This window comes from Xenorhabdus miraniensis, from assembly GCF_002632615.1.
The window spans coordinates 59,632-80,486 of sequence record NZ_NITZ01000015.1; the positions used below are offsets into that span (position 1 = coordinate 59,632).

Below are 20,855 nucleotides of genomic sequence, written 5' to 3' on the forward strand. Positions count from 1 at the left end.
CTGCCTACCAAAGGCGACTTCATATTACTGAATCTGGTATCGGCAACGCCGTTGTATATTTTATCTTCTCCATAGCAAAGTTGGAGCTTACATCAATCAAACCAGAAATCCCATTCACCATGCGTTTATAAAATCGATCATAACTTTTCATATCAACAACTTCTACATGCATTAGGTAGTCATATTCGCCCGCCATGCGATAAAATGTTAAAACTTCCGGCATCTCTCTGATAAAAGATACAAACTGTTCATACCACTCACTGTTATGTTGCTGAGTCTTAATCATCACTATCACAGTCAGACTAAGCCCAAGTTTAGCGCCATTTATCAATGCCACTTTTCCAACAATATATCCTTCATCTTCAAGTCGCTTTAGCCGTTTCCAGCAAGGTGTGGAAGTCAGATTAACAGCTTCAGCCAGCGCATTCAGGGATAGACTACAGTCCTGTTGGAGCAGTTCCAGTAGCTTACGGTCTATTTTATCTAGCATATCTAAATCCTGTAGAAATATTTCCCAAATATAACGGATAATCTCAGAAAAATAATAATCTATTTCTCTAAATGTAAGGGTAATCTATATACCACTACGGTATTATTATTCAGGGTCAATTTTATGTCGTCTTTATGGGCTAAAAATGCCATAAGAGCTATTCAGGCTGATTATCAACGCAGCGCAGATACGCATCTGATACGTCTCAACCTCCCCATGTTTTCGGGTATCCACCTTTACCTCAAAGATGAAAGTACTCATCCTACGGGTAGCCTAAAACATCGGCTTGCACGCTCCCTATTCCTTTATGCACTCACTAATGGCTGGATTAAGGAAGGAACTCCAATTATTGAAGCTTCATCCGGCAGTACCGCTGTTTCGGAAGCTTACTTTGCCCGATTACTCGGTCTGCCTTTTATTGCTGTCATGCCTTCCTGCACAGCTAAACGCAAAATTCAGGAAATTGAGTTCTACGGTGGTCAATGCCATTTTGTGGAACATTCAGCTATGATTTATCAGGAGTCAGAACGTCTGGCAAAAGAGCTAAATGGTCATTTCATGGATCAATTTACCTATGCCGAACGAGCTACTGATTGGCGAGGCAACAATAACATTGCAGAAAGCATTTTCCGTCACATGAAACTGGAGCCATTTCCTGAACCGACTTACATCGTTATGAGTGCAGGAACAGGTGGTACATCAGCAACACTTGGCCGCTATATCCGTTATCAGGGATATGACACTAAATTAATCGTTGTTGACCCAGAAAACTCCGTTTTTTACGATTGTTACCGCCAGAATCGCCGCGATATTCTTGGAACTACTGGCAGTAAAATCGAAGGTATTGGCCGCCCACGTGTAGAACCTTCTTTTATTCCTACTGTTATTGATGACATGATCCAAGTTCCTGATCCTGCGACTATTGCTACCATTTATTGGCTTGAAAAATTACTTGGTAGAAAAACAGGGGCATCAACAGGAACCAACGTTTGGGGTGCTTTGCAGCTCGCCAAACAAATGCATGACAACAATCAACAGGGCGCAATTGTGACGTTACTCTGTGATAGCGGAGAACGTTATCTCGATACGTATTACAACCCAGAATGGGTTCACAATAATATCGGTGATCTCACACAGTATCGAACACAACTACCCAAGTTAAACGGTTATGAGTAACATATCTCCTTCAATTTACAGAGGTAGGTATCATGAAACGAGCCGTTGTTGTATTCAGTGGTGGGCAAGATTCCACCACTTGTTTAATTCAAGCACTCCGTCAATATGACGAAGTCCACTGTGTCACTTTTGATTATGGGCAGCGTCACCGGGCTGAAATTGATGTAGCTTGTCGTATCAGCGAAAAATTAGGCGCGGCTGCCCACAAGGTACTGGATGTTACTTTACTGAATGAGCTTGCAATCAGCAGCCTAACAAGAGATAACATTCCCGTGCCAGATTTCAGTGAGAGTGAAAAAAATGGCCTCCCAAATACTTTTGTGCCTGGTCGTAACATTCTGTTTTTAACTCTGGCGGCAATTTATGCCTATCAAGTCGAAGCTGAAGCGGTTATTACGGGTGTTTGTGAAACTGATTTTTCAGGTTATCCAGATTGCCGTGATGAATTTGTCAAAGCACTAAATAAAGCGGTCAGCCTTGGTATCGCCCGTGATATCCGTTTCGAAACGCCCCTAATGTGGTTAAACAAAGCTGAAACTTGGGCACTGGCTGATTATTATGAAAAACTGGATTTCGTCCGTAATCAAACTCTCACTTGTTATAACGGTATTCAAGGTGATGGATGCGGTGAGTGCGCGGCTTGCCATCTCCGGGCCAAGGGATTAGATAATTATTTAAACAATACCCAATCCACTATGGCAAATATGAAATCTAAAACCCGTCTGAGTTAATCAAACCATTTTATTTAATTAACACTTATCAGGGAGAGGTTCATTGAACCTCTCATTTCGTTGTGTTATCTCTTATAAGATTCCATTTTTTCTCGTAACTCGCCTTCTAAGACAAGCGTTTTTTGAGTTTTCAAATCAATACACACAAACGTCGTTAAGGCATCAGCAATCACTTTATTATCACTCTTGCGTAGAATTTCCTGAAAAAATACACCGCTTCTATTACCTAATTCCCGCATGGAAGAGTTTACTTCCAGCTCATCTGTAACCACTGCTGGATGACGATAATTAATATTGATATTTACTACAATAAAACCAATATTCTTACTGTTTAGCCATTCAAAAGTGTCATTTTCAGTCAGCAAATCCCAGCGTGCTGCTTCCATAAATTCCAAATAACGTGCATTGTTTACATGCTGGAAAATATCAATATGGTAGCCCCTGACTTTTATAATCGTGCCCATTGCTATGTTTTCCTTTAAACTCATCCGACCAGACAATACTTAACAATAGCAAAACAATTTAATTACAATAGTGTTTGATGAATTATTCTTGATCGGCATCACAGCCCTCTTGATAAACTTGCAATATAAAATTATTAAGGCCTTACAAGAGGGCTTAATACTCAGTAAGTTAATTTACTTCTATTCTTTTCCATAAACATAGGTCCAATCCCTTGAACTTCCTGTAGCTGTTCTATTGCCGTAAACGGGCCATATTTTTCACGATATTCAATAATTGCCTGTGCTTTTTTAGTGCCAATGCCGTTGAGTTCTTTCGCGAATTGTTCAGCACTTGCCGTATTGATGTTAAGAGTTCCTTTTCCTTGTATTTGCTGACTTGAATCTTGTTTTCCTTCCTCTTGCGATTCATTGTTCACAATGGCAGTTTTCTGCTGGCTAACGGGTTGTTTCACTACTTTATCGGTAGATTCATTCACGGTGCTGGCATGAGATAACGGTATGTTGATACACAAAGCCATAACGAGCGAACTGAATAATATCCTTAAATATTTCATATAAATCCCTCTATGTTTTATTGACGCAGGAGAGATTGCCACAACAATATTTCCAGACAATAGGCAAGATTTAAATATGCGAAAGGCCACGAAAGTGGCCTTTTAAAATTGCTATTTTGCAAAAACAACTGCGAGTAACTTCGCAATTTTATTCGATTTGACCTAGCTTAATATCTGCATCATCACGCAAATTAATTATTAGTGATTCCAGCATGACATTACCTGTTTGATACTGATAAGCCGACATATATTGTTTAATCTGCTCATCTGTAATAGGTCCTGGAACAACTTTATCCAATTGGATAAACACTGCGTTACCAAGCCCATCTTGAGCTAATCCATATTCAGCCTTACCCTCTTTAGGATGAGGCAGAGTGAATGCCACATCGGTAGCCTGATCGTTTTGTGATATGCGTTTTATCACAGTAGGTTCAGCAAACTGAATTCCTGCTGCTTTCAATGCCTGTTCACCTTTACCTTCTTTCAGCGCAGCCAACAATTTTTCACTATCAACCTGAAGTTGTTTCTCTGCTTTTTGGCGTTTCACCAATTCAGCAACTTCAGTTTTAGCTTGATCGAACGGCTGAACAGTTTCAGGTTTCACATCGTCAACATGCACAATAAAGGCTCTGTCACCCTCAACAGAAATGACATCAGAGTTAATGCCTGTTGTCCCTTTATCATCAATCAAATTGCCAGAGAAAATAGCCTGAACAACTTGACTGAAGTTAATATCAGCCGGGATATGGTCACGATCAAACCAGTCAGTGGTTACCGCCTGATAACCTGCTGCTTTCTCTGCTGCCGCCAAAGATTCATTATCATTAGCTGCGGCATCACTTACTTTTCTCTGTAACGCATAAAATACATCAACCGCTTTTTCCTGCTTAACGATTTTTTCTATTTCTGGACGGACATCCTCCAATGATTTGACAACCTGAGGCTTGATATCGTCCAAACGGAAAATCGCATATCCATTAGATAATTTAACGACACCAGAAAGTTGCCCTTTCTGTGTCAAATTGGCTGATTTAATCTCATTAGGCAGAGAACTCTCCTCCATCCAGCCGAGATCGCCTCCCTTTTGGGCAGAAAATTTATCTGTCGATTTTTCGGATGCCAATTGACTGAAATCAGCCCCTTTATTTAATTCATCCAAAACCGATTTAGCATCAGAGTCTGAAGCCAATTGAATAAAACTGTACTTCTTCTGTTCAGACTGAGTGTATTTTGACAGATTGTTTTGATAATATTTTTCAATATCAGCATCAGATACGGTGATATTTTTCAGCTCATCCGCAGCATCCATCTTGATGTAACTGATTTTTACTTTTTCTGGCACAGTGAAATGTTTACTGTTCGCAGTATAGTAGTTTTTCAGCTCTTCATCGGTAACTTTTTGCTGTGCTTCAATTGATTTCAATTCAAGAGTCGCAAAACGTACTGTTCTTTCTTGAAAAAGAAGCGCAATTTCTTCTTTGACTTCTGTCGGCAATGCAATTTCAGAACCTATTAACACCTGCTCTAATTGGCGATTAATCAGCTCTTGACGAACCTGCTCAGCAAAGGCATCAGGACTCATATTTGAACGAGCCAGCCAATTCAAATAATCCTGATATTTGTTGTTATCAAACTTACTGTCAGTTTGAAGAAAAGGCAGGTTACGTATCTCCTGTGCGACTTGCTCATCACTTGCTGATAAACCCAGCTTATGCGCGTATTGTTCAATCAAGGTGGCATTGATGAGGCGATCTAATGATTCTCGTCTAAGCTGTTGTATGGCCTGTTCATTACTCAGCAAAGTTGAGAATCCATCTCCCAGCCTCTCTTGCATAGCATTTTTTTCTTGTTGGAATGCTTGCTCCAGTTGAGCACGACTAATACTTTGACCATTCACCTTGGCAGCATAGCTACCATTTTCGCCTGACAGGTAGCCTGTTACCCCTGTCACCAGAAAGGTCAAAATAATTAGAGCCAACACAATTTTAAGCACAGGGCCATTTGCCGCCGTGCGTAGGTTGTCCATCATAAAGACGTAAAACTCCGCTTTAGTGAAAAAGAAACTGTCATATTACGACAATTCAAACGCTAAGAGAAAAAAAGCGCACCAATTGATTGATGCGCTTATATTCTAACCTATCAACATTGCCTAGTCAGTTTAAGTTTACTGCTATGGCAAAGGCGAGGAGCAAGTCTCTCACTCATTAGCTGTTGACAGCATCTTTCAACCCCTTTCCAGAACGGAAAGCAGGTACTTTTGCTGCTGCAATTTTGATTTCCTTGCCTGTCTGAGGGTTACGTCCCGTACGAGCTGCACGCTCACGCACAGTAAACGTACCGAACCCTACTAAAGCGACATCATCACCGTCTTTCAATGCGTCAGATACTGAAGAAACGAACGCATCTACTACACGTCCGGCTGCTGCCTTAGAAATATTCACATCAGCAGCAATTTTGTCGATCAGTTGTGACTTATTCACTCTTATCATCCCCATTTAGTTTTACTAACGTAACAAAAACCGATTTATAACGGATAACACAACAGTCATGCCGTCATATCAATCCTTTCCAGTATTAGCAAGAAATCATGGAACAGCAAAATATTTAGTCAGATAATTAGACTAAACTAACTTCATGACACAAAAAAAGCTGGCAAGTCTCAATTTACTTGCCAGCCTATATTTTATATACAGTTCTTGAGTTAGTTCACTATTTTTGTACTATTTTAGTGATACCACTTCTGCACCAAATACGGGTTCCTGCAAAGCGATAGCTAAAACATCCTCTATACGCTTAACAGGATGAATTTCCAAATCTTGGATCACGTTCTGTGGGATTTCTTCCAGATCGCGTTTATTTTCATCTGGAATTATGACGGTTTTAACTCCCCCACGATGCGCTGCCAGTAATTTTTCTTTCAAACCACCAATTGGCAGAACTAAACCACGTAAAGTAATTTCACCCGTCATCGCCACAGCAGCACGAACAGGATTACCTGTCAGGCAAGAAACTAATGCTGTGCACATGGCAATACCTGCACTCGGGCCATCTTTTGGTGTCGCACCTTCAGGTACGTGGACGTGAATATCACGTTTTTCATGGAAATCAGAACTGATGCCCAGCTTATCTGCACGAGCCCGAACCACTGTCAATGCTGCCTGGATGGATTCCTGCATCACTTCACCTAATGAACCGGTATAGGTCAATTTACCTTTACCTGGCACACTGGCTGTTTCAACCGTCAGCAGATCACCACCGACTTCTGTCCATGCAAGACCTGTTACCTGACCAACACGGTTTTCTGTATCAGCACGACCGTAATCAACACGCTGCACTCCCAGATAATCTTTCAAGTTACCTGCATTGATTTCAATGTGCTTAAGCTTCTTATCCATCAATAATGCTTTAACGGCCTTACGACACAATTTAGAGATTTCACGCTCCAGACTACGAACACCAGCCTCACGGGTGTAATAGCGGATAATGCCGAGGATTGCACCATCATCAATGGTTAACTCGCCTTTTTTCAAGGCATTGCGCTCGGTCTGTTTTGGCAGAAGATGGCGCTTAGCAATGTTCAGTTTTTCGTCTTCTGTATAACCGGACAGACGAATGACTTCCATACGATCCAACAATGGGGCGGGGATATTCATGGAGTTAGACGTTGCCACAAACATAACATCAGACAGATCATAATCCACTTCAAGGTAATGATCGTTAAACGTCACATTCTGCTCAGGATCAAGCACCTCCAACAAGGCTGCAGCCGGATCACCACGCACATCAGATGACATTTTGTCGATCTCATCCAACAAGAACAGTGGATTTTTCACTCCAATTTTGGACATTTTCTGAATTAATTTGCCCGGCATGGAGCCAATATAGGTGCGGCGATGTCCACGGATCTCTGCTTCATCATGCACGCCCCCCAACGCCATACGCACATATTTGCGTCCGATCGCCCGTGCAATGGAACGACCCAATGAAGTTTTACCAACACCTGGAGGCCCAACCAAACAAAGTATTGGCCCTCTGATCTTGCTGACACGGCTTTGTACTGCGAGATATTCAAGAATACGCTCTTTGACGCGCTCAAGACCATAATGGTCTGTATCCAGCACTTCCTGAGCTTTCACTAAATCTTTTTTGACCTTGCTGCGTGCAACCCAAGGAACTTGCACCATCCAGTCAATATAACTACGTATAACCGTTGCTTCTGCCGACATTGGAGACATAATTTTTAATTTATGCAATTCAGCTTCTGCTTTTTCGCGCGCCTCTTTTGGCATTTTCGCATCTTCAATCTTGCGCTTTAGCGTCTCATATTCATCAGGCGCATCGTCCATCTCACCTAATTCTTTCTGGATCGCTTTCATTTGCTCATTCAGGTAGTACTCGCGCTGGCTTTTTTCCATCTGTTTTTTAACGCGATTGCGGATACGCTTTTCTACCTGTAGAAGATCGATTTCTGATTCCATCATTGCGATCAGATACTCAATGCGCTCAACAACATCAGACATTTCTAAAACAGCCTGCTTGTCATTGATTTTCAAAGGCATATGCGCAGCGATGGTATCTGCCAATTTTGCTGCATCTTCAATACTGTGCAACGATGTCAATACTTCTGGCGGGATCTTTTTATTCAGCTTGACATAGCCTTCAAACTGATTGATAGCGGTTCTTACCAGAACTTCTTGTTCACGTTCATCAACGTCAGGGGATTCAAGATATTCAACTTTCGCATAAAAATACTCGCTATTATCCGTCAATGTAGTAATGCGAGCACGCTGCAAACCTTCAACCAGGACTTTTACTGTGCCATCTGGCAATTTTAACATCTGTAAAATAGAAGCCACTGTACCTACGGAGAAAAGATCATTGACTCCCGGCTCATCAGTAGATGCTTCTTTTTGCGCGACCAACATGACCTGTTTGTCATGATCCATTGCTGCTTCCAGGCAATGAATCGACTTCTCACGCCCAACAAACAGAGGGATCACCATATGTGGGTAAACCACTACATCGCGCAAAGGCAATACAGGGATTTCTATGCGTTCGGAACGCTCAGGATTCATAGAGCTCTCTCTTCATTTATGCCCTTCACTTTCAAGCTGCCTCTTTGCTAGCTGCGTTCACTTACCCCGGTCACACAATTTGTTATGCTATCTGGGATTCATTTACCTGCCACCACGGTGCAACTCAAAATCTATTGGGTACAGCTTTCGCCAGTTTTTAGGAATCTCGTGAAACACGGTTTTCACGAGTTTCACTTCAAAGAATACAAAATATATGGGGACAAGAATCTGACATTCAATAGCCTATATCTGCAAAAAACAAAATGAGGGAAAATCCCTCATTTTTGTTTTTTCAATGCGTATTGATAATCGGCATTCCCTACCCTATTTTCTTCACTCACCAGAAACTTGGGCATCCGGCTTGCTATATATCAATAATGGGACGGATTTCTCTTCAACAACCGTTTCATCAACGACCACTTTCTCTACGTGTTCCATTGATGGCAAGTCATACATTGTATCCAGCAAAACACTTTCAACAATTGAACGAAGACCACGAGCACCCGTTTTACGCACCATTGCCTTTTTCGCGATGGCAGTCAGAGCTTCTTTTCTGAACTCCAGTTCAACACCTTCCAGATTAAACAGAGCCTGATACTGTTTAGTCAGCGCATTTTTTGGCTCTTGCAGGATCTGAATCAGTGCTTCTTCATTGAGTTCAGTCAGTGTCGCCACAACCGGCAAACGACCAATGAATTCAGGTATTAAACCAAACTTGATCAAATCTTCCGGCTGAACCTGAGACAGCAACTCACCTTCTGTTGCTTTCTCCGATTCACCTCTAACTGTAGCACTAAAACCAATACCTGAACTGACATTCAAACGCTGGCTGACAACTTTGTCCAAACCTGCAAACGCACCACCGCAGATAAACAAGATCTTGGAAGTATCAACCTGTAAAAATTCTTGTTGTGGATGTTTACGACCACCTTGAGGCGGAACTGCTGCGACAGTACCTTCTATCAGTTTCAATAAGGCCTGCTGAACCCCTTCTCCTGATACGTCACGAGTAATTGAAGGATTGTCAGATTTACGAGAAATCTTATCTATTTCATCAATATAAACGATACCACGTTGTGCTTTCTGCACGTCGTAGTCACATTTTTGCAGAAGTTTCTGGATAATATTTTCTACGTCTTCCCCGACATAACCTGCTTCAGTCAATGTCGTGGCATCAGCCATAGTAAATGGTACATCCAAATAGCGGGCAAGTGTCTCAGCCAGCAGAGTTTTACCGCTACCAGTCGGACCAATCAGCAAAATATTACTTTTACCTAATTCCACACCATTATTGTTATCCCCATTACGCAGTCTCTTGTAATGGTTATACACAGCCACTGCTAACACTTTTTTCGCCGCTTCCTGACCAATGACATAGTCATCCAGATGTTGACGAATTTCATGAGGAGTAGGCAATGTGCTACGCTCACGATGTGGTACCAGCTCTTTAATTTCTTCGCGAATGATATCATTACATAAATCGACACATTCATCGCAGATATACACTGACGGGCCGGCGATTAATTTCCGGACTTCATGTTGGCTTTTTCCGCAGAAAGAGCAATACAGCAGCTTTCCTGAACCGTCTTTGCGCTTATCTGTCATCAGTCAACCTCACTTTATGAGCTGTTATCCCAGCTTATCTGGCATAACAGAAAAAACGCTGTCATTACTCCGCCTAGTTTAACGTCAATATAAGGAAGCGCCCAGAAAAGACTAGCGTCGGAGTAATAAAGTAATTGTCAATAAATTAGTTGCGCTGGGTGAATATATGATCAACCAGCCCGTATTCTACGGCTTCTGCGGCTGATAAGAAACGGTCACGTTCTGTGTCCTCAGCGATCTTATCAAGTGGTTGCCCTGTATGTTTTGCCATTAATTCATTCATACGGGCTTTAACCTTGAGTATTTCCTGTGCATGGATCTCAATATCAGTTGCCTGCCCCTGGAAACCACCTAATGGCTGGTGAATCATAACCCTGGAATTTGGCAGACAGAAACGCTTACCTTTTGCTCCAGCAGTCAACAAAAATGCCCCCATTGAGCAGGCCTGTCCCATACAAATAGTACTCACATCTGGCTTGATAAATTGCATCGTGTCGTAAATAGACATACCAGCAGTAATAACCCCACCCGGTGAGTTGATATATAAGTGAATATCTTTTTCTGGGTTTTCTGCTTCCAAGAATAACATTTGGGCGGCAACCAAGTTCGCCATATGATCTTCAACTGGCCCTGTCAGAAAAATAATACGGTCTTTTAATAAGCGGGAGTAAATATCAAATGCACGCTCCCCACGTGCTGTTTGTTCAACCACCATCGGCACCAAAGACATGCTAGGTGCATATTGATCTTGCTTGCCACTGTATGACATTTCCGTCTCCTAATAGAACTCACGCTGGTGCCATTCATAACTGATTCTACTTGAGATAAGCAATGATGACCATGATCCAAAGTTAACTAACAAGGGGCTTTCCCCCTCTAAAAAGTAGTAAGCCCTTACATAATAGTAAGAAAGGATATGAGGTTAAATCTGTTTTTTTCAAGAACAATAAAAAAACCCGCAAGCAGAGCCTGCGGGTTTACTTCATTGAGAGTGAGATTTCATCATCTCAGGCAATCAATAAATGAAACTTATGCCAGTTGGTTTTGGTTCATAAGATCATTGAAGCCAGTTTCTTTTTCAGAAACTTTAGCTTTACTCAGAACAAGTTCAACAGCCTGCTCTTCCAGAGCAATGTTGCGAATGTTGTTCATCATTTCTTTGTTTTTGCTGTAGTATTCAACAACTTCTTTTGGATCTTCGTAAGCAGCAGCCATCTCTTCGATCAGTGCATTTACACGCTCTTCCTCGACTTTCAGCTCATTGCTGCTGATAACTTCACCTAACAGCAAGCCAACAACAACGCGACGTTTTGCCTGCTCTTCGAACAGTTCACGTGGCAGTTCCAGAGCTTGTGTTTCATTGCCGCCAAAACGCTGAGCTGCCTGACGACGAAGTACATCGATTTCACCATCAACAACTGCCGCTGGAACGTCAATTTCGTTAGCCTTAACCAGACCATCAAGAACCTGAGTTTTGATGCGGTTACGAACAGCATTTTTCAGTTCACGTTCCATGTTCTTACGAACTTCAGTACGCAGACCTTCAACAGTACCATCCGCGATACCAAAACGCTTGATGAACTCTTCAGTCAGTTCTGGCAGTTCACGCTGTTCAACTTTCTTCAAGTTGATCGCAAACTTCGCAGCTTTACCTTTCAGGTTTTCTGCATGGTAATCTTCTGGGAAAGTTACATCGATGGTAAATTCTTCACCTGCTTTGTGACCAACGATACCATCTTCAAAACCAGGGATCATACGGCCCTGACCCATTGCCAGAACGAAATCGGCTGATTTACCACCTTCGAACTCTTCACCATCAATAGAACCATTGAAATCAACAGTTACGCGATCTTCCGCAGTTGCTGCTTCATCAGTTTCTTTCCAGTTTGCCTGCTGCTTACGCAGGGTATCCAGCATGGTGTCAACGTCTGTGTCTTTGACTTCAACGACAGGTTTTTCAACTTCAATTTCTTCCAGACCTTTCAGTTCGATTTCTGGATAAACTTCAAACTCAACTGCATAAGTGAAGTCTTCTCCTTTTTTGAACTGTTCTGGTTTGTAGCTTGGAGCGCCTGCTGGATTGATTTTCTGCTCAATGATCGCATTGATGAAATTACTTTGCATCAGATCACCCAGAACATCCTGAAGAACAGAAGCGCCATAACGCTGCTCAACGATCTTCATTGGCACTTTGCCCTTACGGAAGCCATCAATACGGACTTTCTTTGCTACATTAACCAGTTCACTGCTAACTGCTTTTTCGATATCGGCAGCAGGAACGGTGATTGACACACGACGCCCAAGGCCTTGAGTGGTTTCAACAGAAACTTGCATCTTGTTACCTCAAAAAAATCATAGTGCTCGGTCAACTTCAGAATGGCTGCAATGCTTAAAAAAGCGGATTGCAGCACTCTTTAAGAACCGGGGCGGTCGCATTTAAAAACCGAGAATCCCTGTGATCAGAAGCGTCCCGAAACCATTCTAAAAATTTAGACGCAGCATTATAGCGACGCAGACAGTATGAGTCGAGAATTGCAGACAAAAGCATGCAGGATTCGTTGACTTATGTGATAAACGTTACTCAATGACTCCATCACGATATTGTTTATGCAATATTTATATAAACAAAAATACAGCCCGAAGGCTGCCATCTAAAATTACATTCAGATTAATAAAATAAAACCAGACAGGTTATTGGATTATCAAGAAAAATCATAAGCTTGATGTCGTTGCACTTCCTCCACGACATGCCGGGGAAACCAAAACTGTATCTCCCAATTCTGCCCATTCTTTTTCCGTATAAGTATGAAGTGCCAAAGCATGTACGCCTTCTTCCAGTTCTTTAACCAAAATACTATATACTGAACGGTGGCGACTGATCATTCTTTGTTCAACAAATTCATTGCTTACCACAATAACTTTAAAATGGCTTTCAGAACCTGCTGGCACATTGTGACGATAACTTTCATCGATCACTTCCAGATGAGAAGGCTTAAATGCCGCCCGTAACTTTGTTTCTATTTCCTGACGAACCATCTCATTCTCCTTAATCACCAAAGGTTATTTATCAACCACATCATTGATTCTAGTTTATTTCCCATAATTTATAACATCGGGGATAACCAAATCTCTTTAACAGAATTGCCTTGCGGTATTTCTCCCTGAGTTTCAATCATCAGGGATATGCCGTCACCAATGGCAATGCTATGATTACGGCTGTTTATACTACTGTATTAATATGTCAGATACTCGAATCTTGAATTGAGAAAACCTAAATGCTAAAGAAAATATTTATTTCATTGATTACGCTTTTCTTTTTAACTGGTTTATCTGGCTGTGCAGACTCAGGTAATACACTGGCTATTCAGCCCAAAATTACCCTGCCACAAGCAGATCCAACAATGAAAGCGATTACAATCAGTATTAGTGGGGTCGACCATCGTCAATCTCAAGCCCTGGCCCAAATTAACCGCGATGCACGATTAGTCACGTTAATCCCTTCCCGCGACTTACGCTTTTTACTTCAAGAAGCACTGGAAAAGCAAATGGTAGCTCGTGGCTATATGATTGGCTCTCCCTCTAATGCCAATTTGCAAGTCATTGTAAATCAGCTCTATGCCAACGTAAAAGAAGGCAGCCTGCGTCATGATATTTCAGCAAAAGCAGAGATCTCCATTATTGTTTATGCTCAAGACGGCAGTAAACAGATTAAAAACTATCGTACTAGCTACAATGTCCAAGGGCCATTGAGTGCAACAAACGCAAAAATTGCTGACGCTGTAAATACTGTCTTATCTGATGTGATCGCAGATATGGCTCAGGACTCCTCAGTCAGCACCTTCATTAAACAAAACGTTCGCTAACCGGATAATAAATAAACTTTCTGCCTGATTCTGGACAATCAGATAATATGCAGAAAGTTTTTGGGAGGCTCATGACTAACCATAGTTATTTAAACCTATCTGTATTACGCAAATATCTGACCCTTCTATTACTGGGCTTTGCCTCAGGTCTGCCTCTTGCACTCACAGCAGGAACATTACAAGCATGGATGACTGTCGAAAATATCGATATACGAACTATCGGTTTTTTCACTTTGGTTGGTCAAGCTTATGTTTTTAAATTTCTCTGGGCACCCGCAATGGATCGGTATTCCCCTTCATTTTTAGGACGTCGACGGGGTTGGATGCTCATTACTCAACTTTTATTGGTTATCAGCATTGCTGCGATGGGATTTCTTCAGCCATCCCAGCATTTATGGTGGCTCGCTGCATTAGCTGTTACTGTTGCATTTTTTTCAGCTTCCCAAGACATTATTTTTGACGCCTACAAAACAGATTTACTAAAACAGGAAGAACGGGGTTCAGGAGCCGCTGTTTCTGTACTGGGGTATAGGCTGGCCATGTTGGTATCCGGTGGACTCGCTTTATTGATGACTGCCTATATCGGTTGGCAAAGTATGTATTGGATTATGGCAGGCCTGATGCTGATTGGTGTTTATGCCACTCTGATAGCCAAAGAACCAGAAATCAGTAATGCACCGCCAAAAACATTACATCAGGCAGTATTCGAACCCTTGTCTGATTTTTTCAGCCGAAATAATGCCTGGCTTATCCTGCTATTGATCGTGCTGTATAAACTGGCTGATGCTTTCGCTCTTTCACTTAGTACTACTTTCCTCATTCGTGGTGTTGGCTTCAATGCTGCTGAAGTTGGCATGATCAATAAAACGCTCGGACTTGCTGCTACCATTATCGGCGCATTGTACGGTGGCTATTTGATGCATAAGTTGAGCTTGTTCCGGGCCCTGATGATATTTGGTATTCTGCAAACCGTTTCAAACTTCGGATATTGGATACTTGCTGTAACTCCTAAAGACATCTATGCAATGGGGGCTGCTGTTTTTGTGGAGAATATCTGCGGTGGTATGGGAACAGCGGCATTTGTCGCACTGTTGATGACACTGTGCAATAAATCATTCTCAGCAACACAATTCGCTTTGCTTTCTGCATTATCGGCAGTTGGTCGGGTTTATGTTGGCCCCGTAGCGGGGTGGTTCGCGGAAGCACACGGCTGGCCGATGTTTTACCTGTTCTCTGTTGTGATCGGATTACCAGGGCTTGTACTGTTGTTCATCTGCCGTAACACATTAACTTACACTCAGGAAAATGACAGTTTTATTTCCCGGACATTATTTGGCAACCATTACCGATTAGCTTTTATTGCTATGATATGTGCTGCCCTTCTCTTTGTCGTTTGGCTAATATTAAGTGTTCTAATATTCCTTGTTAGTCATATAGTCATTTATTTACCTTTAGCTTTTCAGGCCCATCTCCTAAATATTAATCATATCAGTGACGTGATATCGCCTATGTTGTCATGGGGCGTGGCTATTGGGGCTTTTGGTCTGGTTCTGGGGGGAATTCTGGATTATTTGGCTTTGAGAAGAACTCACCTTACTTAGGATGTTCCTCCAGTAAATACGCTGACAATTCTTTGTTAGTAAACGCTATTACACCAAACTCTTACAACAGAAGGCTAACTAAGTTCAGTCTTCTGTTGCTTTTTTTAGTGATATACTTCACAAGTAAAATAAAAAACTACCATTATGTGACTCAAAAAACATCTTTTTCAGAATGTAATTATTTATATTCGAACTAACAAATATTATCATTTGAACGTATTTTATTTCGAATAGCTCGAAATATCTTTAACCACCTTAAAGCATATAAAGGGAATTTATGAAAAGACATATTTTGACACTCTCCGCAGTTGCCACTGCCTTGGTTTCTGCTTCAGCTTGTGCGGAATACCAGTGGGGGTTTGCTAATGTCAGCATGAACTACCTTGACTGGAGCAAGCACACCACACAAAAAACCGGGCAAACCTCACATAAAGATGATTTTGCTTATCTGGAACTAGAAGGTGGAGCAGGCTTTAACTGGGGCGAACTCTATGGTTTCGCTGATTTAGAAAACCCATTTAACAGTAAAACTGCCCAGCCAGGTGATAACCAACGCTATACCTTCAAAACAACAGGGCGCTTCTATTTGGGGGATACCGGTTTCAACCTTTATGGTCACGTTTATGGAACCTATTCATTACCAGGCAAAGCGAATGGCGGAAACTTCCATGAAGTCAACACACTTTACGGATTGGGCTACAACGCTAATCTTGCGGGGCTTTGGTTCAAACCTTTCGTCGCACTGCACTATGTTGACCAAACTTTCTACTCAGGAAACAACGGTTATGTTGTAGGCTGGGTTGCCGGGTACGATTTCAACCTTTGGGAACAAAAATTCAGCGTTACAAACTGGAATGAAATTGAACTGAACCGCAATCAGCGCTACGGCAACGGTGGACGCGAAGGTGTGAATGGCGCTATCGCATTGTGGTGGACTCCGCATCCTTCTTTTACAACTGGCATTCAATACCGTTATGCAGATAACAAATTGGGAGAAGATTTCTGGCAGGATGGTATTGTTTATAGTGTAAAATATAACTTCTAGATATTAATTTAACCTGTGGGCAGCCTCTGGCTGCTCATTGAGTCAAATAAATAGTAGTTATCTCATTATTCAGAAAGTATATTTTAGGCAGTTTTTCTTTGATTTCTGTCAATTTTTTCTTTTAAAAAATAGGTAGTTAATCTAAAATAACTACCTATTTTGATTTCTTGGTTAAGATAACGGCCCGAAGTTAACTTTTTGTTAAATCTCACACTACATGTGATCCCTCTAACATAAAAAGCCTACAAGCTAACCTGCTTCTATTACAATTGTTTACACTCCGGTAACCATACCGTAGAATGCCCCCACTGATGAAACGACAATAAAGCTTTTGTTATCTGGGGTCGCTCAATGAGACTTATGAAATACAAAAAAACTATTGGGTTATCGTCACTACTCGCAGCCACTTTAATGCTAAGTGGTTGCGATATGGTATTGATGAATCCCAAAGGGGCGATCGGCGCCGAGCAAAAAACGTTGATACTGACAGCGTTTGGCCTGATGCTGATCGTTGTTATTCCCGCTATCGTAATGGCAGTTATTTTTGCTCTACGTTACCGGGAAGCCAACAAATCTGCAACTTATCGTCCAAACTGGGCACACTCAAATAAAATTGAGCTTGTCGTCTGGACAGTGCCTATCTTGATAATCATCACCTTGGCAACGATTACATGGAAAACAACCCATGAACTCGATCCATATAAGCCATTGGACAGTGATGTAAAACCGGTGACGATCGAAGTTATTTCCCTTGATTGGAAATGGCTGTTCATCTATCCGGAACAGGGTATTGCAACCGTAAACGAAATTGTATTCCCTAAAGATGTTCCAATTAACTTCAAAATCACCTCTGACTCTGTGATGAACTCTTTCTTCATTCCACAGTTAGGTGGTCAGATTTATGCAATGGCAGGTATGCAGACAAAACTGCACTTAATTGCTAATGAATCAGGTAAATACGATGGATTCTCAGCAAGTTACAGTGGTCATGGCTTCTCAGGCATGAAATTTACTGCAACAGCAACTGATGATCGTGCAGGTTTTGAAGAGTGGGTGCAGAAAGTTAAAGCATCACCTAAAACCCTGGATACCGTGCAAGCATTCAATGAGTTGGCTAAACAAAGCCAAAACAATCCAGTTGAATACTTCTCAAGCGTGAAACCAAAACTGTTCCAAGAAACCATTGCTAAGTTCATGGGTGACATGGGTCATGGTGGTATGCATGGCATGGCAAATCATGGCAAAACAGAACATGGTGAAGCTGCGGGTCATAATATGAATATGAGTCAGCCGGCTCATTCAGGTGTTGAGGAATAAAGGCATGTGGGGAAAATTAACACTGGATGCGATCCCATTACATGAACCCATTATTGTGGTGACATTGTTGGGGATCCTGCTTGGGGGACTGGCTGTTGCTGGTTCCCTGACTTATTTCCGTAAATGGAAATGGCTCTGGAGTGAATGGTTAACCAGCGTTGACCATAAGAAAATTGGTGTCATGTATATCGTCGTTGCTATGGTAATGATGGTTCGTGGCTTTGCTGATGCTATCATGATGCGTGGACAGCAAGCCCTCGCTTCCGCTGGTGAAGCAGGTTTCCTGCCCCCGCACCATTATGATCAGATCTTTACCGCTCACGGCGTTATCATGATTTTCTTCATGGCGATGCCTTTTGTTGTCGGTCTGATGAACATCGTGGTTCCTCTGCAAATCGGGGCACGCGACGTTGCATTCCCATTCCTGAACTCTTTGAGCTTCTGGTTATTTGTTGTCGGTGTCGCACTGATCAACATCTCCCTGGGGGTAGGTGAGTTTGCACAAACGGGTTGGCTGGCATATCCACCGCTATCGGGTCTGGAATATAACTCGGGAGTTGGAGTCGATTACTGGATATGGAGTCTTCAGCTCTCCGGTGTGGGTACATTGCTGACAGGTGTTAACTTCTTCGTGACCATCCTGCGCATGCGCGCACCAGGTATGTCCATGATGAAACTCCCTGTATTTACATGGGCTTCACTGTGTACCAACGTACTGATCATCGCTGCGTTCCCAATCCTGACAGTAACTATTGCACTGTTAACTCTGGATCGTTATCTGGGCACCCATTTCTTTACCAACGATATGGGCGGCAACATGATGATGTACATCAACCTGATTTGGGCTTGGGGCCATCCTGAAGTTTACATTCTGGTTCTGCCTGTCTTTGGTATCTTCTCAGAAGTCACTGCAACCTTCTCGAAAAAACGCCTGTTTGGTTATACCTCACTGGTGTGGGCGACAATCGTTATTACCATCCTGTCGTTCATTGTATGGCTGCACCACTTCTTTACCATGGGTTCCGGCGCGAACGTTAACGCCTTCTTTGGTATCGCCACGATGATTATCTCCATCCCGACTGGGGTTAAGATCTTCAACTGGCTGTTCACCATGTACCGTGGTCGTATTGAGTTCAAAACCCCAATGCTGTGGACTGTTGGCTTCCTGGTCACCTTCTCCATTGGCGGTATGACCGGCGTTCTGCTGGCAGTACCAGGCGCGAACTTCGTTCTGCACAACAGTCTGTTCCTGATTGCCCACTTCCATAACGTTATCATCGGCGGTGTGGTATTCGGCTGCTTCGCAGGTACAACTTACTGGTTCCCGAAAGCATTTGGTTTCACTCTGAATGAAAAATGGGGTGTCCGTGCATTCTGGTTCTGGATCACAGGCTTCTTTGTTGCCTTTATGCCGCTGTATGCGCTGGGCTTCATGGGCATGACTCGTCGTCTGAGCCAAGACATTAACCCGGAATTCCACCCTCTGCTGGTTGTTGCCGCTGGTGGTGTAGTCCTGATTGCTCTGGGTATTCTGTGTCAGGTTATCCAGTTCTACGTCAGTATCCGTGATCGCAACCAAAACCTCGACCTGACCGGTGATCCATGGGGTGGCCGTACTCTGGAATGGTCAACTTCATCTCCACCACCATTCTATAACTTTGCTGAAGTTCCACACATCCAAACTCGTGATGCCTGGTGGGATATGAAAGAAAAAGGCACTGAATATAAACGCCCAGCAAAATATGAAGAAATTCATATGCCTAAAAACACAGGCGCTGGCGTGATCATCAGTGCATTCTGTCTGACCTTAGGCTTTGCTTTGATCTGGCATATCTGGTGGATGGCTATTGCAAGCTTCGCTGGCATCATCATCAGTTGCATTGTGAAAAGCTTTGACGAAGACGTTGATTACTACGTCCCTGTCGCTGAAGTAGAGAAAATTGAAAATCAGCGTTACGAAGAACTGAGAAAGGCAGGTGTGAAATAATGTCGACTCAAACCCTTAATAACACAGCCGCCCATGATACTCATGGGCACCACGATACAGGAGCTAACAAGGTATTTGGCTTCTGGGTCTACCTGATGAGTGACTTGATCCTGTTTGCAAGTCTGTTCGCTACCTATGCAGTGTTAGTTAATGGCACTGCTGGTGGCCCGTCTGGTAAAGAAATTTTTGAACTGGATTTTGTACTGGTAGAAACCTTCTTACTGCTATTTAGTAGTATTACCTATGGTTTCGCCATGCTGAGCGTAAACAAAGGTAAAGTTGGTCAAGTTAACCTGTGGCTATTTGTTACCTTCCTGTTTGGCCTTGGCTTCGTTTCAATGGAAGTGTATGAATTCCATAAGCTGATTTCAGAAGGCTTTGGCCCTGACCGCAGTGCATTCCTGTCTGCTTTCTTCGCACTGGTTGCTACTCATGGTCTGCACGTCACCTTTGGTCTGATTTGGATCATCATCCTGATGGTTCAGGTTTCACGCCGTGGCCTGACTGATGTGAACCGTATGCGTCTGAACTGCCTGAGCCTGTTCTGGCACTTCCTTGACGTTGTATGGATCTGCGTATTTACTGTCGTTTATCTGATGGGAGCTATGTAATGAGTCATCCAAATACTTCTCATTCCGGCGCCAGCCACGGTAGTTTCAAAACCTATATGATTGGCTTTGTTCTGTCAGTCATACTGACCGTGATCCCATTCTGGATGGTGATGGATGGTACTGCTTCACACAGCACAATCCTGATAACAGTAGTCGCTATGGCGGTTATTCAGATCTTTGTTCATTTCATCTGCTTCCTGCATATGAATACATCGTCTGAAGAGCGTTGGAATCTAGTTGCTTTAATATTCACATTACTGGTCATCGTTATTGTTGTTGTTGGCTCTCTGTGGATTATGTACAACCTGAACATCAATATGATGGTTGATTAAGGGT

At 42.5% G+C, this 20,855-nt stretch carries 19 protein-coding genes; 9 read left to right on the forward strand and 10 right to left on the reverse strand.

The window, feature by feature from the left end; translation table 11 throughout:
- Positions 1-19 precede the first annotated feature (19 nt).
- Complete coding sequence (locus Xmir_RS14395; RefSeq protein ID WP_099114909.1) at positions 20-490, reverse strand: Lrp/AsnC family transcriptional regulator; 471 nt, start codon at positions 488-490, stop codon at positions 20-22.
- A 123-nt stretch (positions 491-613) separates the two neighbouring features.
- On the opposite strand from Xmir_RS14395, the gene Xmir_RS14400 reads away from it, so the two are divergent.
- Both Xmir_RS14400 and queC read left to right on the forward strand, forming a co-directional pair.
- Positions 614-1,666: a PLP-dependent cysteine synthase family protein gene (locus Xmir_RS14400; RefSeq protein ID WP_099114910.1), complete on the forward strand. Its 1,053-nt coding sequence runs from the start codon at positions 614-616 to the stop codon at positions 1,664-1,666.
- A 32-nt stretch (positions 1,667-1,698) separates the two neighbouring features.
- Complete coding sequence (queC, locus tag Xmir_RS14405) at positions 1,699-2,397, forward strand: 7-cyano-7-deazaguanine synthase QueC (protein ID WP_099114911.1); 699 nt, start codon at positions 1,699-1,701, stop codon at positions 2,395-2,397.
- 65 nt (positions 2,398-2,462) lie between these two features.
- Here queC and Xmir_RS14410 read toward each other — a convergent pair whose 3' ends face one another.
- The 9 genes from Xmir_RS14410 to bolA all read right to left on the reverse strand — a co-directional run bounded on the left by Xmir_RS14410 (position 2,463) and on the right by bolA (position 13,131).
- On the reverse strand, positions 2,463-2,861 hold the full coding sequence (locus Xmir_RS14410) for an acyl-CoA thioesterase (protein ID WP_099114912.1): 399 nt from the start codon (positions 2,859-2,861) through the stop codon (positions 2,463-2,465).
- Positions 2,862-3,022: 161 nt separating this feature from the next.
- The gene (locus Xmir_RS14415) at positions 3,023-3,415 is read right to left on the reverse strand and encodes a ComEA family DNA-binding protein (protein WP_099114913.1); all 393 of its coding nucleotides are present in this window, start codon (positions 3,413-3,415) and stop codon (positions 3,023-3,025) included.
- Between the two features lie 148 nt (positions 3,416-3,563).
- A complete protein-coding gene (gene ppiD, locus Xmir_RS14420) occupies positions 3,564-5,444 on the reverse strand; it encodes a peptidylprolyl isomerase (RefSeq protein ID WP_099114914.1) in 1,881 nt (626 codons plus the stop codon).
- 175 nt (positions 5,445-5,619) lie between these two features.
- The gene (gene hupB, locus Xmir_RS14425; RefSeq protein WP_167385993.1) at positions 5,620-5,895 is read right to left on the reverse strand and encodes a nucleoid-associated protein HU-beta; all 276 of its coding nucleotides are present in this window, start codon (positions 5,893-5,895) and stop codon (positions 5,620-5,622) included.
- Positions 5,896-6,135: 240 nt separating this feature from the next.
- Positions 6,136-8,490: an endopeptidase La gene (gene lon / locus Xmir_RS14430; protein WP_099114916.1), complete on the reverse strand. Its 2,355-nt coding sequence runs from the start codon at positions 8,488-8,490 to the stop codon at positions 6,136-6,138.
- Between the two features lie 333 nt (positions 8,491-8,823).
- Positions 8,824-10,095 carry an ATP-dependent protease ATP-binding subunit ClpX gene (gene clpX, locus Xmir_RS14435; RefSeq protein ID WP_099114917.1) on the reverse strand — a complete coding sequence of 424 codons (1,272 nt, stop codon included), beginning with the start codon at positions 10,093-10,095 and terminating at the stop codon, positions 8,824-8,826.
- 145 nt (positions 10,096-10,240) lie between these two features.
- Positions 10,241-10,864, reverse strand: coding sequence for an ATP-dependent Clp endopeptidase proteolytic subunit ClpP (gene clpP, locus Xmir_RS14440; RefSeq protein ID WP_099114918.1), 624 nt, complete (start codon positions 10,862-10,864; stop codon positions 10,241-10,243).
- 260 nt (positions 10,865-11,124) lie between these two features.
- Entirely contained in the window at positions 11,125-12,429 is a 1,305-nt protein-coding gene (gene tig / locus Xmir_RS14445) for a trigger factor (RefSeq protein ID WP_099114919.1), read from the reverse strand.
- A gap of 378 nt (positions 12,430-12,807) precedes the next feature.
- A complete protein-coding gene (gene bolA, locus Xmir_RS14450; protein WP_099114920.1) occupies positions 12,808-13,131 on the reverse strand; it encodes a transcriptional regulator BolA in 324 nt (107 codons plus the stop codon).
- A gap of 239 nt (positions 13,132-13,370) precedes the next feature.
- Here bolA and Xmir_RS14455 point away from each other — a divergent pair, with 239 nt between their 5' ends.
- The 7 genes from Xmir_RS14455 (at position 13,371) to Xmir_RS14485 (ending at position 20,851) form a co-directional block, all read left to right on the forward strand.
- Positions 13,371-13,958, forward strand: a complete 588-nt coding sequence (locus Xmir_RS14455) for a lipoprotein (RefSeq protein WP_099114921.1) — start codon at positions 13,371-13,373, stop codon at positions 13,956-13,958.
- 71 nt (positions 13,959-14,029) lie between these two features.
- Positions 14,030-15,559: a muropeptide MFS transporter AmpG gene (gene ampG, locus Xmir_RS14460; RefSeq protein ID WP_099114922.1), complete on the forward strand. Its 1,530-nt coding sequence runs from the start codon at positions 14,030-14,032 to the stop codon at positions 15,557-15,559.
- 277 nt (positions 15,560-15,836) lie between these two features.
- Positions 15,837-16,604 (forward strand): nucleoside-specific channel-forming Tsx family protein, encoded by a 768-nt coding sequence (locus tag Xmir_RS14465; protein WP_099114923.1) that lies wholly within the window; start codon positions 15,837-15,839, stop codon positions 16,602-16,604.
- Positions 16,605-16,955: 351 nt separating this feature from the next.
- Positions 16,956-17,921, forward strand: coding sequence for a cytochrome o ubiquinol oxidase subunit II (cyoA, locus tag Xmir_RS14470; protein ID WP_099114924.1), 966 nt, complete (start codon positions 16,956-16,958; stop codon positions 17,919-17,921).
- 4 nt (positions 17,922-17,925) lie between these two features.
- Positions 17,926-19,908 carry a cytochrome o ubiquinol oxidase subunit I gene (gene cyoB, locus Xmir_RS14475; protein WP_099114925.1) on the forward strand — a complete coding sequence of 661 codons (1,983 nt, stop codon included), beginning with the start codon at positions 17,926-17,928 and terminating at the stop codon, positions 19,906-19,908.
- Complete coding sequence (locus Xmir_RS14480) at positions 19,908-20,519, forward strand: cytochrome o ubiquinol oxidase subunit III (RefSeq protein ID WP_099114926.1); 612 nt, start codon at positions 19,908-19,910, stop codon at positions 20,517-20,519. Before cyoB ends, Xmir_RS14480 begins: the two co-directional genes overlap by 1 nt.
- Positions 20,519-20,851 (forward strand): cytochrome o ubiquinol oxidase subunit IV, encoded by a 333-nt coding sequence (locus Xmir_RS14485; protein WP_099114927.1) that lies wholly within the window; start codon positions 20,519-20,521, stop codon positions 20,849-20,851. Before Xmir_RS14480 ends, Xmir_RS14485 begins: the two co-directional genes overlap by 1 nt.
- Positions 20,852-20,855: the final 4 nt, after the last annotated feature.